Origin of the sequence: Burkholderia sp. BCC1638, from assembly GCF_902833195.1 — a bacterium.
Taxonomy (GTDB): Bacteria; Pseudomonadota; Gammaproteobacteria; order Burkholderiales; family Burkholderiaceae; genus Burkholderia; species Burkholderia diffusa.
This window is the reverse complement of record NZ_CADFEC010000009.1, coordinates 205,869-222,324: the sequence shown is the minus strand read 5'-3', so window position 1 is coordinate 222,324 and position 16,456 is coordinate 205,869. Positions and strand designations below refer to the sequence as shown.

General features: G+C 68.4%; 12 protein-coding genes. All 12 read right to left on the bottom strand.

Going from position 1 to position 16,456, the window contains the following annotated elements; all coding sequences use genetic code 11:
- Positions 1-13: 13 nt before the first annotated feature.
- The 12 genes from fhuF to HWX22_RS13830 all read right to left on the bottom strand — a co-directional run bounded on the left by fhuF (position 14) and on the right by HWX22_RS13830 (position 16,447).
- A complete protein-coding gene (gene fhuF / locus HWX22_RS13885; protein ID WP_175915824.1) occupies positions 14-814 on the bottom strand; it encodes a siderophore-iron reductase FhuF in 801 nt (266 codons plus the stop codon).
- A complete protein-coding gene (fhuB, locus tag HWX22_RS13880) occupies positions 811-2,904 on the bottom strand; it encodes a Fe(3+)-hydroxamate ABC transporter permease FhuB (protein WP_175915823.1) in 2,094 nt (697 codons plus the stop codon). Before fhuB ends, fhuF begins: the two co-directional genes overlap by 4 nt.
- The gene (locus HWX22_RS13875; protein WP_175915822.1) at positions 2,901-3,752 is read right to left on the bottom strand and encodes an ABC transporter ATP-binding protein; all 852 of its coding nucleotides are present in this window, start codon (positions 3,750-3,752) and stop codon (positions 2,901-2,903) included. The genes fhuB and HWX22_RS13875 overlap by 4 nt, the downstream gene beginning before the upstream one ends.
- Positions 3,742-4,761 carry a TauD/TfdA family dioxygenase gene (locus tag HWX22_RS13870; RefSeq protein WP_175915821.1) on the bottom strand — a complete coding sequence of 340 codons (1,020 nt, stop codon included), beginning with the start codon at positions 4,759-4,761 and terminating at the stop codon, positions 3,742-3,744. The genes HWX22_RS13875 and HWX22_RS13870 overlap by 11 nt, the downstream gene beginning before the upstream one ends.
- 45 nt (positions 4,762-4,806) lie before the next feature.
- Positions 4,807-5,049, bottom strand: coding sequence for an MbtH family NRPS accessory protein (locus HWX22_RS13865; protein WP_059510746.1), 243 nt, complete (start codon positions 5,047-5,049; stop codon positions 4,807-4,809).
- A 94-nt stretch (positions 5,050-5,143) separates the two neighbouring features.
- On the bottom strand, positions 5,144-5,812 hold the full coding sequence (locus HWX22_RS13860) for an RNA polymerase factor sigma-70 (RefSeq protein ID WP_059701243.1): 669 nt from the start codon (positions 5,810-5,812) through the stop codon (positions 5,144-5,146).
- Between the two features lie 328 nt (positions 5,813-6,140).
- Entirely contained in the window at positions 6,141-7,163 is a 1,023-nt protein-coding gene (locus HWX22_RS13855; RefSeq protein WP_175911379.1) for a fimbrial protein, read from the bottom strand.
- On the bottom strand, positions 7,160-7,861 hold the full coding sequence (locus HWX22_RS13850) for a molecular chaperone (protein ID WP_244135226.1): 702 nt from the start codon (positions 7,859-7,861) through the stop codon (positions 7,160-7,162). The genes HWX22_RS13855 and HWX22_RS13850 overlap by 4 nt, the downstream gene beginning before the upstream one ends.
- Before the next feature lie 61 nt (positions 7,862-7,922).
- A complete protein-coding gene (locus HWX22_RS13845; protein WP_175911378.1) occupies positions 7,923-10,376 on the bottom strand; it encodes a fimbria/pilus outer membrane usher protein in 2,454 nt (817 codons plus the stop codon).
- 122 nt (positions 10,377-10,498) lie between these two features.
- Positions 10,499-11,011: a fimbrial protein gene (locus HWX22_RS13840; RefSeq protein WP_059524437.1), complete on the bottom strand. Its 513-nt coding sequence runs from the start codon at positions 11,009-11,011 to the stop codon at positions 10,499-10,501.
- A gap of 835 nt (positions 11,012-11,846) precedes the next feature.
- Positions 11,847-13,313 carry an efflux transporter outer membrane subunit gene (locus tag HWX22_RS13835; protein ID WP_175915819.1) on the bottom strand — a complete coding sequence of 489 codons (1,467 nt, stop codon included), beginning with the start codon at positions 13,311-13,313 and terminating at the stop codon, positions 11,847-11,849.
- Positions 13,310-16,447: a multidrug efflux RND transporter permease subunit gene (locus tag HWX22_RS13830; RefSeq protein WP_175915818.1), complete on the bottom strand. Its 3,138-nt coding sequence runs from the start codon at positions 16,445-16,447 to the stop codon at positions 13,310-13,312. The genes HWX22_RS13835 and HWX22_RS13830 overlap by 4 nt, the downstream gene beginning before the upstream one ends.
- Positions 16,448-16,456 lie beyond the last annotated feature (9 nt).

Sequence of the window (16,456 nt, the reverse complement as noted above, 5' to 3'; positions counted from 1 at the left end):
TGCGGTGCCGGCGTCACCGGATCGCGTCCTGCTCGGCCAGCGCCGCGTCGTCCATCGTCAATAGCAGCGGGCAGCTTCCACACAGTTGCGTTTCTCCAGGTATTTCATAGCGCAGGCAGCACACGCGGCGCGCGCGAAACGGCGTCGGCAGCAGCGGCGAGCGCGGCACGGCGTCGCGCACCGGCAGGCGCAGCGGATTCGGCTCGCCGTCAACGCAGGACGCGCCGAACAGCCAGTCGGCATCGCGAGCGGGATCGGCCGCGCATGGCAGCGAACGGTACGTGTCGAGCAGATAGTCGAGCAGGTTGCCCGCGTTGCTCCACAGCACGCGCGGCGTGACGCGGCCCATCGCCGCGAGCAGGTCGATCACCGTGCCGAGATGCGCGACGAGCCCCGCGTAGCGCGGTGCGGGCGCGACGCACGGCGCGCCGAGCGCGTCCGGCGCGAAATACAGCGCGGCCGGCATCCCGTCGTCGAGCGCGACGAACGCGCGCTCCGGCGCCATGTCGAGCGGCCGGCCCAGCGTCAGCGCGGCGACCACGCCGGCAGGCACCGCGCGGCCGAAGTAGTACTTGCTCCATTGCGACATCAGCGCACGCGCGTGCAGCGCCGGATCGCCGCCGTAGTGACGGACCATCGCGTCGAGCAGCGCATCGCGATGATCGGGCAGCGCGCCGACCGGCACGACGATCCGGCCCGGCGCGTGCGCGTCGTCGGGCATCCCGAGCCACACCGCGTCGAGATGCTCGGCAAACGGTTCGGGCGCGAACGCGGAAAAGCGCGTGGCGCGTGCACCGTCGAGCGCCGGCGTCATCGCCCCGCGCGCCGGGCGCGGCGCCCCTCGAGGATCAGCAGCCCGAGCAGATACGGCGCGCCGATCAGTGCGGTCAGCACGCCGGCGGGCACTTCGCGCGGCGCGACGACCGTGCGGGCGGCCAGGTCGGCGCACCCGAGGATCAGCGCGCCGCATGCGGCCGCAAGCCACAGCCGCGTGCGGTGCCGGCGCGCGCCGAGCATCGTCGCGACGTGCGGCGCCATCAGCCCGATGAAGCCGACCGGCCCGACCGCCGCGACGGCCGCGCAGGCGGCGAGCGTCGCGATCGTCAGCGCGAGCGGCCGCAGCGCGGCGACCGGCAGGCCGAGCGCGGCCGCCTGGTCGTCGCCGAGCGCGAGCATGTCGAGCGGCCGCGCGAGCCATGCGAATACGGGGACCGCGAGCACGCACCACGGCAGCAGCATCGACACCTCGCCCCACCCGCGGCCATAGGTGCCGCCGACGAGCCACACGACGAAGCGCGCGGGCTGCACGCTTTCCTGCGTGATCAGCCATTGCGCGAGCGTGGTCCACAACGCGCCGATCACGATGCCGGTCAGCGCGACCGCGAGCGGCGCGTAACGATGCCGGTGATTCAGCACGAGCGTGATCGCGAGCGACAGCGCACCGCCGATCAACGCGGCCACGCCGAGCGTCACGTGCCCCATCAGCGGCCACGTCGACAACGCGAACAGCGTGACGAGCCCCGCGCCCTGCGTGACGCCGAGCACTTCGGGCCCCGCGAGCGGGTTGCGCACGACGCTCTGCATCGCGACCCCGCTCGCGGCCAGCAACGCACCCGCGAGGAGCGCGCACAGCAGCCGCGGCATGCGCAGGTCGATCAGCATCCGCGCGACGGCATCGTGACCCGCCAGCGCGGCGGACCAGCGCGCCGGCGATAGCCATTCGGGGCCGGCCGACACGCCGACGAACACGACGAGCACGCCGGCCGCGACGAACAACGCGGTGCGCAGCGGCCAGCCGAGCCGTTCGAGCCAGGCGACCATCCGCGTCGACCCGCTGCCGGCCGCGCGTTCGGCTTGTGCCTGCAGCACGCCCGACCATGCGGCGCCGCGCCGGATCATCGCGAGCATCAGCGGCGTGCCGACGAGCGCGATCGCGACGCCGGTCGACAGCGTCGCGTCAAGGCCCGACGCGAGCACCGCGCTGTCGGTGACGAGCACGAGCGCGCCGCCCGCGAGCGCCGACAGCGGCACCAGCACGCCGAGCCGGGCCGCGCGTGCGCCGCGCACCTGGCGCAGCAGGTTCGGCGCGACGAGCCCGACGTACGACAGCGGGCCGGCGACGCTGACGGCCACGCTCGTGAACGCGACCGCGACGATCGTCGCGGCGAGCCGCGCCGCGTCGACGCGCACGCCGGCCGCGGCCGCCGCCTCGTCGCCGAGCGCGAGCGGATTCAGCGGCCGGATCACGAACGGCAGCGCCAGCAGCGGCACGACGAGCCAGCGCGCGGCGAGCGCGAGCCCGGTCGCGCCGGGTTGATAGAGACTGCCGTTGGTCCACAACGCCGCGCCCGCGATGTTCTGCTCGAAAAACGCGAGCACGAGCGTCGACAGCGCCGCGAACAGCAGCATGCAGACGCTGCCCGCGAGCACGAGCCGCAGCGGCGTCGCGCGCCAGCCGCCCGCCGCGACGATCGCGCACGCGGCGGCGATCAGCCCGCACACGAACAGCAGCGGCACCGACGCGACACCGGCGAGCGCCGGCACCAGCATCGCCGCGAGCAGGCCGAGCTGGGCGCCGCCCGTCACGCCGAGCAGGTCGGGCGACGCGAGCGGGTTGCGCGTGAGCGACTGGAACAGCGCGCCCGCGATGCCGAGGCAGCCGCCCGCGACGAGCGCGGCCGCGACACGCGGCAGGTTGAGGTCGAACAGGAACACGCCCGCGAGCGCGGCGGCGTCGCTGCCGGGCACCGCGTTCCACCATACGCGCAGGTCCGGTGCAACGCGCAACACGGCCAGCGCCGCGATCAACGCGACGAGGCCGAACGCGAGCGCGCCGGCACGGCGGCCGGATGCCGCGCCCTGCCCGCTCGCCGCGAGCCGCTTGCGCATCGCGAACGTCGTCATACGGCGATATCCCGTTGAACGGCGCGATCGAACGCGCCCGCCGTGCCGGATGCCGGCGGCCCGTAGGCCGGCACGCACATCGGCGCGCCCGTTTGCGGATGCGCGAGCTTCAGCATGTCGACGCCGAACGCCGCGCGCAGCCGCGCCGGTTCCAGCATCGCGTCGGGCGAGCCCTGCGCGACGAGGCGGCCGGCACGCATCAGCACGATGTCGTCGCTGTACGCGGCCGCCTGGTTGAGGTCGTGCAGGACCCACACGATCGTCAGCCCGCGCGCGCGGTTCAGCGCGCGCAGCGCGTCGAGGATGTCGAGCTGGTGATGGATGTCGAGATAGGTCGTCGGCTCGTCGAGCAGCACGATCGGCGCCTGCTGCGCGAGCGCCATCGCGATCCACGCACGCTGCCGCTCGCCGCCCGACAGCGCGCCGACGTCACGCTCGGCGTCGCGGGCGAGGCCGCTCGTGTCGAGCGCCTCGTCGATCGCCGCATGGTCGGCGCGCGACAACCCGCGCAGGAAACCGCCATACGCGTAGCGGCCGTACGCGACCAGCTCGCGCACGGTCAGCCCCGACGGAATCTGGTTGAACTGCGCGAGCATCGTCAGCTCGCGCGCGAGCGCGCGACGGCGAAACGACGCGAGCGGCGTGCCGTTCACGTCGATGTGGCCCGCACGCGCAGGCTGCAGGCCCGCGAGGGTGCGCAGCAGCGTGCTCTTGCCGCAGCCGTTCGGGCCGCACAGCGCCGTCACGCGGCCGGACGCGATCGACAGGTCCAGCCCGTCGATCACGACATGGTCGCGATAACCCACCGTCAATCCGCGCGCGGCGAGCGCGGCGGGACTACGCGTCATCGGTCCTCCGTTCGGCCGCGCGCGGGACCGTATAACTTTGCGCCATCGCGACGACCACCTTGCGCGGCCCGTCGAACGGGTCGCGTGCGTGCGCGGTCAGCATGTTGTCGAGCATCAGCACGTCGCCCGTCCGCCACGGGAACACGATGCGCTGGCGATCGAGCACGCCGCGGATTTCCGCGAGCGCGTCGGCCTCGAGCGGCGCGCCGTCGCCGTAATACACGTTGCGCGGCACGTTCTCGAGCCCGACCGCGTCGACGAGCGCTTCCTGCATGTCGTCGTCGAGCGCGGACAGGTGAAACAGGTTCGCCTGGTTGAACCACACGCGCTCGCCTGTGCGCGGATGGCGCGCGACGGCCTGGCAGCGTTCGCGCGTGCGCAACAGCAGTTCGCCGTCGTCATCGGTGCGCCATGCGCATTCGATTCCGCGCGCCGCGCACATCCGCTCGACCTCGGCCGGCTCGTTCGTGCCGAACGACTGCTGCCACGGCAGGTCGAGCCCCTGGCCGAAATTGCGCACGTACAGCAGCTCGCGCTGCTCGAAGCGCGCCACCAGCGCCGGATCGAGCGCGCGATAGACGGCGCGGCTGTCCGCGATCGGCGTCGCACCGCCCTTCGGCGCCGCGAGCGCGCAATGGAACCAGATCCGCAGCGGCCACTCGCGCGTGTACGACTGCTCGTTGTGCAGCGGAATCGCGCGATGCGGCGGGTATTCGGTCGACGTGTAGACGGCGCCTTCGACCTGGCTGCGCGGCGTCGACGCGTATTCGTAGCCGATCAGCGGATCGCCGAACGACGCCGCGAACTGCTGGAACGCATCGATCGACGGCACGTGAAAGCCCGTGAACAGCACACCGCCCGCCCGTTCGAGCGTGTCGGCCGCGATCGCATGCGCGAGCGGCGCGATCTCGTCGATCGACATGCCGTCGGCGCCGCGCGGCGACACGACGGTGGGCAGCCCCGGCTCGATACGCAGGTCGTCGAGCGTCGGCAACGAAAGCAAGGTCATGCAACGTCCTCTTCAGGTGGCGCGCCGCGCACGCGGCGCAGCGGGTCACGACGCGCGCGTCGCGCGATCGCCGTCCATCGCGCGGCGCAGGCTCGCGGGGCGCATGTCGGTCCAGACGGTCTCGATGTGCGCGAGGCAGTCGGCCTTCGGGCCGCGCACGCCGACCTCGCGCCAGCCGGCCGGCACGGGCCGGAACGTCGGCCAGATCGAATACTGTTCTTCGTCGTTGATGACGACCGTGTAGACGAGGTCGTCGGTGTCGGCGGAAGGCGTCGTGGCTTGCGTCATGATCGAAAAAAGCGGGAGGCGGTTGAGGGAGGCGAAGCGGCGAATCGTCGGATCGGCCGCTCCTGTCTTGAAGACGATTGGCCGGCGCGTTTTTTTACCGGCGCCGCGCGCGGCCGCCGAGGAACGCCGGACACGCGTCGCCGCGATGGCACGCGTCGAGGCATTCCGCGCAGTGCCGCTCCGCGTCGCGCACCATGAAATGCACGAGCGTTTGCGACACGTTCAGCGCGCGCGCCGCGGTCTGCAGCGTTTCCTCGCGCAGCCGCACCATCTCGAACGCCGCGCGGCTGCGCGCCGGCAGGTCGTCGAGCGCGGCCCACACGCGGCGCAGCGTGTCGCGCGTCATCAGCGCGGCTTCGGGCGTCGGTTCCGGCGACGGCACGTCGAAGCCGTCGTCCTCTTCCGTGTGATAGACGTTCTCGAGGCTTTGCCGGCGGCATGCGTCGATCGATGCGTTGCGCACCATCCGCGTCACGTACGCGACCGGCTGGCGAACCGCGTCCTGGTTCGGGAATTCGACGAGCTTCACGAACACGTCGTGTACGACGTCCTCGGCGCGGCTCGCACAACCGACGAAGCCGCGCGCGACGTTGACGAGCATCGCGCGATGGGAAATCAGCACGTCGAGCAGCGCGCCCTGCGCATGCGGCTCGGCGGTACGGCGCGCACGCGGCGCGGGGCGCGACGGCCGGTCCGGATAACTGCCGAGGAACGGGTTCGCCGTTGCCGCTGCCGGTCGTTCGAGCACTTCCGCCATAGCCATCGATCTGCTCCGTCAGATTTCGAGATAGCGCAATTTAACGTAAACGCAAATCATTCTCAATCCGATTACCGAATGTCCCTTCCAGTTATCAGGATTTGTCTGATCAATTGGCGGAATCCGTGTTTTGGCGAACTGGACAGGCCGAACGACAGGATCTCGGCGAAGACACCACGGAATGCCCCGGCCGCTGCCGAAGCGCATTGCACATCACGAAATGTGTCGCCGAACGCTTCGAGCTGCGCGCCGCGAGTCTGAAAAAAACGCCGGCATGCCGGCGTTTTTTCATGATGTACGTGCCGTGCGTCGAGCCGCGCTCGCGCCGATCGCGTCAGTAGATGAACAACCGAATCGTCGCCGTCGCATCGAACCGCCCGATCTTCGGCGGCCCGAACGACTTCAGCACCGCGTCCATCAATACGCTCTGGTTCATGACGTTGGACGGAAACTGCGCGAGGTTGAACTGTTGGTTGAACGGAATGGCCTTGCCCTGGCTGTCCTCGATGCCGATCCCGAAATTGCTGTCCTTCGCCGGCACCAGCAAGCCGTTCTGAACCGGATAGCTCGTTTCGAAGTACCCGTCGACGCGTACCGCCACGTTGCATTTCTTGGTCAACGACAACGAAAACCGTTTGCGCGGCACCGCCGGCATGAAGCCGTTGCCGACGGCCTGCACCTGTCCGAAATTGACGATGCCCGGTTCGGGCGTCACGAGCACGTCGACGAAGCACGGCGTCGGCTTGAGGTTGCGCAGGCCACTCAGGCGGTACTGGAAGCTCGGGTTGTACGCATTCAGCCCGAACTCGCCGTCGAACTGGAATACCGTGTAGATATCGCTCGGCGGCTGGACCCAGTTGCCCTTCTTGCGCACGACGACCTGGTAGTCGATGCTGATGCGGGTCTGCTGGCAACGCCCGCGATCGAAGTCGTACCTGCTGCACGGCGGCACCGAATAGCCGGTGAACACCCCGCCGCCGCGGTTGCTCGTCTTGTCGAAGTAGTCGATGCCCTTGTAGCGGATGCCGATTTCCAGCCCCCACGCGGCTGGGTTCGTGCGATTCGGGTTCGCGTAGAAATAGATGTTGTCGACGACTTTCAAGCTGTCCGAATCGCCGAGGTCCTTGTAGCAATACCCCGACGTGGTGCGGACCGGCGACACCCAGATCACGTATCCGTCCGGTGCGTCGGTCGGATACGACGCGACGCCGCCGATCGGCTCGGTCAGCGAGGTCGCGCCGCTGTTCGTCAGGCATCGCAATGCCCACGCCGGCTGCGCCGCCGCGACCAGCAATGCGAGCACGAGCCAGCGCAGCCACGCCGCCGGCAACCGCCGTTCGCGCATCGCGCCGCTCATCGCTTCACGCTCTTGCACGCACCGGCGTCGCACGCATATTCGACCGCCACCTGGCCGCCGTAATCGTCGATGTGCGTGACGAACAGCGTCGACGGCGTCGCCGCCTTGAACGGTACGTCGGCCGTGCTCATCGGGCTCACCATCACCGGCTCGATCGGCACCGGCGTCTTCTGCGCGCCCGCCGTCACCTCGACCACCGTCACGTGGTACGGCGTCGGGTTGTCGAACACGAGCTTGTGCGCCCCCGCATCGACGCGCAGCGTCATCGGCAGCGTCCAGTCCTCGTCGCGCGCCGGCTGCACGGCCTTCGGCCGGTAGAACAGCTTCATCTGCGTATGCAGCGCGATCTGCAGCGTGTTCGGCGTATCGGACTTCGGCGGTACTTCGCGGATGTTCAGGTAGAAGACCGATTCGCGATCGGCCGGCAGCGCGGTGCCCGGCAACCTGGCGATCCGCAGCACGTTGCGCTCGTTCGCCTCGACGCGCTGCAGCGGCGGGACGACCATCAGCGGCGACGTGATCTTGTTGCCCTTCGCGTCCTCCAGCCACGACTGCACGAGATACGGATACGTCGTGCTCTTGTTCGTGATGGTGACGATCGCGGCCTGTTCGTCTTCGTTGAAGATCACGCGTGTGCGGTCCGGCACGATCGCCGCGTGCGCGGCACCGGCCGCCAGCGCGCCGGCCGCGGCCAGCATGCACGACGCGCGTCGCAGGAAGGAAAGAGAGAAAGCTGGGTTCATCGCTGGATCCGTGAAATCATCGTTCGGCCCGTGCGGCCGCTGCATGCGACTCGCCGGGCGTCTGGCACGTCACCGGAATCGGCGTGCCTTCGAGTTGAAGCTGGTTGGGCAGTGCGTCCACCGTGCACAACGTGCGCTCGCCCGCGCGCACCGCGAGCGCGGATTTCGGCTGAACCTGCGTCAGGAACGCCGCACCGCCCTCGCCGACGATGCCGAGCTCCTTGCCGTTCGCCGCGTCCTGCACCGACGCGCCGAACGGCAGCGGCTTGCCGGCCGCGTCGGTCAGCGTCAGGTACAGGTTGCTGCCGCGCGCGACGTTGAACTTCGCGAAGCCGATCGCGCCGTCGGTCAGCACCATGCGCTGGATCGGGTTCGACACCTGCACTTCAAGCGGAAGCTTCTCGACGTTGACGGTCGCGTCGTACACGTTGTACGGCGAGATCCCGTCGAGCACCGCATAGCCGCGCGAGTCGGTATGCGTGAGCGTGCCGGACAGCGGCACGTCGGGCACGCCGTCGGTCGAGACCAGGAGGCGCGTATCGCCGGCGTTGCCGTTCGCGTGCGCGGACACGCCATATTGGGTCGCGACGAACGAGCCGTCGACTTCGAGCGACGCGGCCGCATACGCGTTGGCGAGCGTGGACGCCTGCGCGGTCAGCTGATACGTCGACGTGCGCTGGCGGAAGCTCGCGTTCGCTGCCGCGCGGCCGTCGGTCGCGCCTGCGTTGACCTGGTAGGTGCGACCGTCCGGATCGTCGTAGATGTAACCCGCGTTCACGCTCGTGCTGCCGCTGCCCGTGGTCAGGTTCGACGTGACGGTGTGGCGGCCGCCGATCGGTAGCGTCGCCGTCACTGAAAACTGATTGCCGCTCGCGCCCGCGCTCTGCGTGCGGAACGCCGACACGCTGACGTTCAGGTTGCGCAGCGCGCCGACCGAGAACGCGCGCGTCAGCGTGAGGCCCACGCGCTGCTCGGACGAGCGCGCCCAGTAGGTCGTCTGGTCGTACGAGAAATAGGTCGACGTGTCGCCGAAGCGCTTCGACATCGTCGCCGAGTAGCGCTGCTTGCTGTTGGCGAGGCCGTACGCGGTCGGGTCGCCGGAGAACTGCGCGAAGTTGGTGTACTCGCGTTCGGAAAAGCGATAGCCGAAGAAGCGCACGTCCGCGTCGAGCCCGTCGAAGTGCTTCGAATAGTTGATGCGGTACGAGTTGCCGTTGCGTGTCGCGCCGTTCCACCACAGCCGCGCACGCGCATGCGTGACGTCGGCCGACACCGCACCGAACGTGCCGAAATCGCGGCCGACGCCGAGCGCGATCGACGTATAGCCCGATGCCGCGATGAAGCCGCCGTACACCGTGACGTCGAGCGGCAGGCCGTATGCGATTTCGCCGAAGCCGAAAAACGGCGTGATGCCTGCGCCGCCGAACTGCCGCGGCTTGCCGACGGCGGCCTTGTAGCGCAGTTGTCCGGTGCGCGCGAGGAACGGCACCGCGGCCGTCGTCACCTGGAAGCGCTGCACGCTGCCGTCCTCTTCCTCGACCGCGACGTCGAGCGTGCCCTGCACGCTCGTGTTGATGTTTTGCAGTGCGAACGCGCCCGGCGACACGCGCGTCACGTAGAGCACGCGCCCCGCCTGCGACACGGTCACGGTCGCATTGGTGCGCGCGACACCCGAGATCAGCGGCGCATAGCCGCGCAGCGAAGGCGGCAGCATGCGGTCGTCGCTGCGGATCGACGCGCCGGTCAGCGCGAACGTGTCGAAAATGTCCGAGCTCAGGTAGTCGTCGCCGAACGTCACCGTCGACTGGATCGACGGCAGCGCGCGAAACGCGTAAAGCCGGCTGAAGCGGAACGTGCGGTCGGCGTACGCCGTGTTGCCCACGTTCGACTGCGCCTGGTAGTCGCCGCGAAAACGCCACGCATCCCAGTTCGCGCCGATCGTGCCGTAGGCCTGGATCGAATTCGTCTGCGCGCCGCCCGCACCGAAGCTGCGGTTCGTGTTTGCGATCACGCGATAGTCGAGCATCGCGCCCGGAATCCCCTCGGACCAGCGCTCCGGCGGCAGATAGGTCGAATCGGTGAACTCGAGCGCGGCCTGCGGAATCGTGATCTTGAGGCGTCCGTCGCTCTTCAGGTAGCGCACGGTTGCCCCCTCGATCGCGCCGAGATCGACGCAACGGCCGCCCTGGAAGCGCGGCAGGTCCTTCGCGAGCGACGGCTTCAGTCCGAACTGCGCGACGAGTTCCGGCGGCAGGCACGGCTTGCCGGCGCCGGACGCATCGAGTGCGATGAACTGGATCGCCTGCAACCCGTAGAACAGGTCGTTGACCTGCACGTCGAGCATGTATTCGCCCGGCAGCGTGAAGTCGGCCTGGGAGAACTGCGACAGGTCGACGTTGTTCGTGCCGTCGATGTCGAGGAACGACGAATTGAATTCCGTCGCATGGCTCTGGCTGCCGACCACCAGCACGGAGACGCAAAGGAAGGAATGTCTGATTCGCACGCGGCGCTACCGGAAGTCCGAGGAAAAGGAAGCGGGAAGGAAACGAGGACGGAGAAAGGGTGCGCGCACCCCTTCTCCGGTACGGACGCTTACTGGTAGCGAACCGTGAAGTTCGCGACGCCGTCGGCGGTACCCGGCGTCACGCCGGCTGCCGTCGCTTCGTACATTGCCGCGAAGCGTGCGACGTTCGTGCCGTTCTGCAGCACGGTCGGTGCCTTTTGCTCCGCGCCGTTGTCGAGGTATTCACCCGACGCAGACTGCAGGCGGATGCCGACGTTGGTCGCCGAGCCGATCGTGGCGAGCAGCTTCGGCTGGCCCGCGCTCGACGTGCCCGTGAACGTGAAGTACGCGTTCTGCGCGATGCTCGTGTCGCAGTCGGTCAGCTTGATGTCGAAGTTGGTCGGCGTGGACTTGTCGCCGGCCTGCTTGAACGTGTGGGTCGGCACCTTGCCGAGGTTCACGGTCTGGTTGACCGAACCCGAATCGATGCCGCATGCGCCCGCGACGATCTCGCCCGTGAAGTTGATCGTGCCGGTGCCCTCTGCGAAGGCCGAGGTGGACAGGGCTGCGAGTGCGACAGCGGTCAGGAGGGATTTTTTCATGACGTTTTCCGTGTGAATTGCAAAGGGAATGACGACGTGGCGGATACAAAAGGCAGCGTGTGGTTGGCTCCCGTCCGTCACGAGGCGGCATTATCGAGATAGGAATGAAAGAATTCTGTAAATCATTGTCAAATCGCCCATGACAATCTTCAATTCACCCATCTTCAAACGCACTCTTTCCCCGAAATTCACAATTCCGATATTTTCATCCGAAGTCCTTTTTAATTTTCTGGAACCGACTGAAAATTAAAGACATTTCTTTTTCTCGAATGCAGACGCCCCACTTCGCCTTGTCGGGCAAGGCTTTTCAATATCGCCAGCCGGGAAAGACAAAATTCTGTCCAATCCCGCCATCGTTGTTCGACCGCAACGATAGCAATCGTCGATTTTCAACTGACAGGAAATTAACGAGCGATTTTCGTCATCTGAAATTTTCGCGCAAACGATTGCGCAATTCGCACAAACGTTTTACCGCGACACTTTGTCGCCCCGCATTATTCGCAATACCTGAATTAATCGAATCGTCAATCCCGGATTAAAAGTCGCGTGTCGTGCCGTGCGTCACCACGACATTCGGCACACGTGCGCGACGATGCGCAGACGACTTTTCAGCGGATTGGTCGGGATCGGAAAGAAGGAAGTCCGGCATGCTCGGGCCGGGATGCGTGTCGAGTCGAAGGCGGGCCTTCGGCTCGACAGCCAGGAGAAAAACGTGGAAGACGAAGCGCGGATGTCACGCGTCGGCGATCTCTGCCGGTACCCCGACAAAGGCGATGCCAACCGGGAGCGACGGCATCTCGCGATGCGCCATCGCCGCCCGGCACGGCCGGAAGCATCACACGGCGGCCGCCGCGGCGAATGCCGGCGCCCACCCGCCGCCCAATGCGCGATACAACGCGATCGCATTCGCGAGCCTGCGCTCCTTGAGCCGGATCAGCTCCTGCCCCGACTCGTACGTGCTGCGCTGCGCGTCGAGCAGTTCGAGATACGTCGCGACGCCGCCCGCATAGCGGCGCTCGGCGAGCTTCAGCCGCGCGCCGTCGGCCGCGTAGACGTCCTGCTGCGCGGCGAGCTGGCGATCGATCCAGTCGCGCGCGGTGAACGCGTCGGCCACTTCGCGGAATGCGGTCTGCACGGTCTTCTCGTATTCGGCGACCGCGATGTGCTTGCGTGCGTTTGCGACGTCGAGATTCGCGCGATTGCGGCCGCCCGCGAAGATCGGCAGCGTGATGCGCGGCGCGAACGTCCACACGCTCGTGCCGCCCGCGAACAGGCTCGAGAACGCATCGCTGACCGAACCGTAATCGGTCGTCAGCGCGATGCGCGGGAAGAACGCCGCGCGCGCGGCGCCGATCTGCGCGTTCGCGGCCTTGAGCCGCGACTCGGCCTGCCGGATGTCCGGCCGCCGTTCGAGCAGCGCGCTCGGCGCGCCGGGCGCCACCGGCGCGATTGCGAGCGTGTCGAACGCGGTGCCGTCGGCCGGCACGGTGCGTGCAAAATCGCCGGCGAGCAATTGCAGCGCGCGCACCGACTGCGCGTGTTCGCGCTGCAGCGCGGCCTGCGACGCACGCGCGGATGCGACCAGCATCTCGGCCGAACGCAACTCGATCGCGTCGCTCGTGCCGGCCGCGTAGCGGCGCTGCGTGAGCGCGGCGATGCGCTCGCGCGCGTCGAGCGTGCGCTGCGCCAGCGCCAGTTGCTCGCGCAACGACCGTTCGGAAACATACGCGCCGGCGACTTCGGCAATCACGCCGATACGCACCGTGCGCTGCGCGTCGGCCGTCGCGAAATACTCGGCGAGCGCCGCGTCGGACAGGTTGCGCACGCGGCCGAACAGGTCGAGCTCGTACGCGCTGACACCCACGCCCGCACGATACAGCCCGCTCACCGCGCTCTCGCGCACGACCGGGTCGTACTGGCGCGTGCGTTCGTAGCCGAGGTTCGCGTCGACCGACGGCATCAGGTCCGCGCGCTGCACGCCGTACAGCGCGTGCGCTTCGTCGAGCCGGCCGGCCGCGATCCGCAGGTCGCGGTTGTTCGCGAGCGCCGCGTCGATCCACGCCTGCAGCGCAGGATCGGTGAAATATGCGCGCCAGTCGTCGAGCAGCGCGGCATCGGCGGACGCAGCCGCCTCGACCGCCTGCGGCGTGTCGCCATCGACCGGCGTGTAGCTGGCCGGCACCGGCGCCGCCGGCCGCTCGTAGCGCGGCGCGAGCGAGCAGCCGGCGAGCGCGAACGCGAGTGCCGCGGCCAGCGCGACCCGAGCCCGCGGCGTCGCGCACGCCTTCAGGTAAAACGTCATTGCGAACCCTCCATCGTCGCCGGTTGCGATCCGCCGCGCCGGCGCGGGCCGACGTCGAACAGACGACCGACGCTCACGAAAAACAGCGGGACGAGAAACACCGCGAGCACCGTCGCCGTGATCACGCCGCCGAGCACGCCGGTGCCGATCGCCATCTGCGCGCCGGACGCGGCGCCCGATGCGAACGCGAGCGGCAGCACGCCGACGCCGAACGCGAGCGACGTCATCACGATCGGCCGCAGGCGCAGGCGCGCGGCCTCGAGCGCGGCGTCGGCGAGCGACATGCGCTGCGCGACCAGATCCTTCGCGACTTCGACGATCAGGATCGCGTTCTTCGCGGACAACCCGATCGTCGCGATCAGTCCCACCTTGAAATAGATGTCGTTCGGCATCGCGCGCAGCGTGACGCCGAGCACCGCGCCGATCACGCCGAGCGGCACGACCAGCATCACCGCGAACGGGATCGACCAGCTTTCGTACAGCGCCGCGAGCGCGAGAAACACGACGAGCACCGACAGCGCGAACAGCATCGGCGCCTGCGTGCCCGACAGCCGCTCCTCGAACGACTGCCCCGACCACGCGTGGCCGATGCCGGCCGGCAGCTTCGCGGCGAGCCGCTCGATCGCGACCATCGCTTCGCCGCTGCTGTGCCCCGGCGCGGCCGAACCGTTGATCGTGAACGACGGATAGCCGTTGTAGCGCGTGAGCTGCGGCGGCCCGAGCGTCCAGTGCAGCGTCGCGAACGCCGCGAGCGGCACCATCTCGCCACGCGTGTTGCGCACGCGCAGCTTCTTCACGTCGTCCGGATCGAGCCGGTGCAGCCCGTCGGCCTGCACGATCACGCGGCGCACCTGCGTGCCGTGCATGAAGTCGCCGATGTAGTCGGAGCCGAACATCACCGCGAGCGTCGTGTTGATCTCTTCCATCGACACGCCGAGCGCCGACGCCTTCGCGCGATCGATGTCGAGTTTGAGCTGCGGCGCGTCCTGCGTGCCGGCGAACATCAGGTCGGCGAGCGCCGGATCCTTGCCGCCCGCCGCGAGCAGTTGCTCGCGCGCGGCACTGAACGTCGCGTAGTCGAGCCCGCTGCGATTCTGCAGCCGGAAGTCGAAGCCGCTCGTCGAACCGAGATCGGGCAGCGCCGGCGAGTTCATCGCGAACACCGTGGTGTTCGCCGCACCCGCGAAGCGCTCGTTGATGCGCGCGACGATCGCCTGCACGTGATCGCGCCCGGCCTTGCGTTCCTTCCAGTTCTTCAGCGTGACGAAGATCATCCCGCCGTTCGGCCCTTCGCCGTACAGGTTGAAGCCGCCGAGCGCGAACGTGTACGCGGCGGGCTCGTTGTGGCGAACATACGACTCGACCTCGCGCACGCTCTGCATGGTTTCCGCGAGCGGCGTGCCCTGCGGCCGGATCACCATCACCATGAAGTTGCCCTGGTCCTCGTCGGGCAGGAACGCGGTCGGCAGTTGCGTGAGCATCAGCGCGGCCGCCGCCGTCAACGCGCCGTACACGACGAGCCAGCGCACCGGCTTCTTCAGCATCGTGCCGACGCGTGCCGCATAACGCTGCGTCGCACGTGCGACCAAGCGGTTGAACCAGCCGAAGAAGCCGCGCTTCTCGTGATGGTCGCCGGACACCGGCTTGAGCAGCGTCGCGCACAACGCGGGCGTCAGCGACAGCGCGAGAAACGCCGAGAAGCCGATCGATACCGCGAGCGCGAGCGCGAACTGCCGATAGATGTTGCCCACCGCGCCGCCGAAGAACGCCATCGGCACGAACACCGACGTCAGCACGACCGTGATGCCGACGATCGCGCCGCTGATCTGCGTCATCGCCTTGACGGTCGCGTCGTACGGCCCGAGCCCCTCCTCGACCATCAGCCGCTCGACGTTCTCGACGACGACGATCGCATCGTCGACGAGAATGCCGATCGCGAGCACCATCCCGAACATCGTCAGCACGTTGATCGAGAAACCGGCCGCATACATCACGCCGAACGTGCCCGCGAGCGCGACCGGCACGACGAGCGTCGGAATCAGCGTCGCGCGCAGGTTTTGCATGAACAGGAACATCACGAGGAACACCAGCACGCCGGCCTCGATCAGCGTCGTGACGACCTTGTTCATCGACACGCGCACGAACGATGACGTCTCGTACGGGATCTGGTATTTCACGCCCGGCGGGAAATACGCGGACAGCGCGTCCATCGTCGCGCGCACGCGCTTCTCGGTGGCCACCGCGTTCGAGCCCGGCGCGAGCTTGATGCCCATCCCGGTCGCGACCTTGCCGTTCACGTACGACGGATAGTTGTAGTCGTTGCCGCCGAACTCGATGCGCGCGACGTCGCGCAGGTAGAGCGCGGCGCCGTCCGGCAGCGTGCGCAGCGCGATCGCGCCGAAGTCGGCCGGCGTCTTCAGCGGCGCGTCGGCGAACACCGTCGCGGCGATCGGCGCGCTGTTCGGTACCGCGCTGCGGCCGATGTCGCCGATCGTCACGCGCGCGTTGTGCGCGCGCACGGCCGACGAGATATCCGACGCAGTGAGGCCGTGCCCGGCCATCTTCACCGGGTCGGGCCAGATCCGCATCGCATATTCGGCGCCCCAGAACTGCACGCGGCCGACACCGTCGACGCGGCGCAGCGCCTGCACGACGTTCGCCGATGCGTATTCGCCGAGCTGCACGTCGGTCATCCGGCCGTCGTCCGACGTCAGCGATACGACGAGCTGGATGTTGTCGGCGGCCTTCTCGACCTGGATGCCGTCGCGCCGCACGGGTTCGGGCAGCCGCGCCTCGACCGTCTTCAGCCGGTTCTGCACCTCGACGGCCGCGAGATCGGCGTTGACGCCCTGCTTGAACGTCAGGTACAGCGACGCCGCGCCGGCGCTGCTGGTCGCGGACGTATAGAGCAGCCCCGGCGCGCCGTTCATCTCGCGCTCGATCAGCGCGGTCACCGATTCCTCGACGACCTGCGCGGACGCGCCCGGGTACGTCGCATAAATGCTGACCACGGGCGGCGCGATGTCCGGATACTGCGCGACGGGCAGCGCGCGTATCGCGAACGCGCCGCCGAGCATGATGAAGAGTGCGATCACCCACGCGAAGACGGGGCGATCGATGAAGAAACGTGCCATGTTGGTCTC